Genomic DNA, 981 nt, shown 5'->3' on the forward strand with positions numbered 1-981 from the left:
TGAAGCCCGAATAAGCGGCTTCAACGCTAGCGGCTTGGGGATCAGGAGGGACTAACCAAAACACAGCCTCGGCCCCAGTAAACGCTCGATTCACAACGTCAATATCGCTGTGCGATCCTTGCACGATTTCGACACAAGCGCGTATCGGTGCAGGAATACGGGAAGGGTCGCGCGCGACCACGCGAATAAGTTGGCCGCTGGTCAGGAGATTTGCGATGACCTGTTGGCCGATCATGCTTGTTGGAGCAGTGATAACAATCATTATGATAGACCTGATGTTTAGAGAGAGAGAAAGTAAACTATACCGTACCGTTTACTTTTGTCAAATGAGATGGAGCGATAATCGGACATGGCACTACGAGGCGAGAAACTACGTGAACACATCCTCTGGAAAGCAAAAGAAGTGTTCCTTGAAATGGGTTTTGAGAGAGCTGCAATAGATGTTGTTGCTGCGCGTGCCGGCACATCAAAGCGCTCGCTCTATGCTCATTTTGAGAGTAAAGAGAAATTATTTCTTGCCGTTATCGATTTGGTGCGTGGCCTGTTTCTTAAAAAGCTAAAAATCCCTGGGGATTACTCTGAGAACCCCCTAGATGCTTTAACAATATTCTGTGGCCGATACCTTGAAATACTTCTCTATGAACCATCGATACAAATGTGCCGTGTGAGTATGGCAGAAACGACAAGGTTCCCAAAAGGGGCGGTGGAGCACTTCGACGTGATATTTACAGAGGTGCATACACGCTTAAGCGTGTATCTAAGCATCACATTTGAGCTATCGGCAGACGCCAGTTCTGAGGCTGCAAAAAAACTTCTCGGCCAGATTCTTTATCCGCTTTTTGTCAGGGCTTTATTTGGTATGGAGGCATTATCTAAGAGCATTGATGAAGCGGCTCTATCAGAGAACTTCGACCTAAAAGAAATTCGCAAAACTGTTGCTGATTTAATCGTGTCTGTCTCAAAAAATTAAAGCAAACCTTG

General features: G+C 46.1%; 2 protein-coding genes. One reads left to right on the plus strand and one right to left on the minus strand.

All coding sequences use genetic code 11. The features are described 5' to 3' along the window. The coding region (locus tag VZ95_RS23620) for an NAD(P)H-binding protein (RefSeq protein WP_156995505.1) at positions 1-262 on the minus strand (262 nt) is incomplete at its 3' end. Between the two features lie 87 nt (positions 263-349). Here VZ95_RS23620 and VZ95_RS20700 point away from each other — a divergent pair. Next, positions 350-970: a TetR/AcrR family transcriptional regulator gene (locus VZ95_RS20700; RefSeq protein WP_045777548.1), complete on the plus strand. Its 621-nt coding sequence runs from the start codon at positions 350-352 to the stop codon at positions 968-970. Positions 971-981: the final 11 nt, after the last annotated feature.

Origin of the sequence: Elstera litoralis, from assembly GCF_000963705.1 — a bacterium.
In the GTDB taxonomy this organism is placed as follows: Bacteria; Pseudomonadota; Alphaproteobacteria; order Elsterales; family Elsteraceae; genus Elstera; species Elstera litoralis.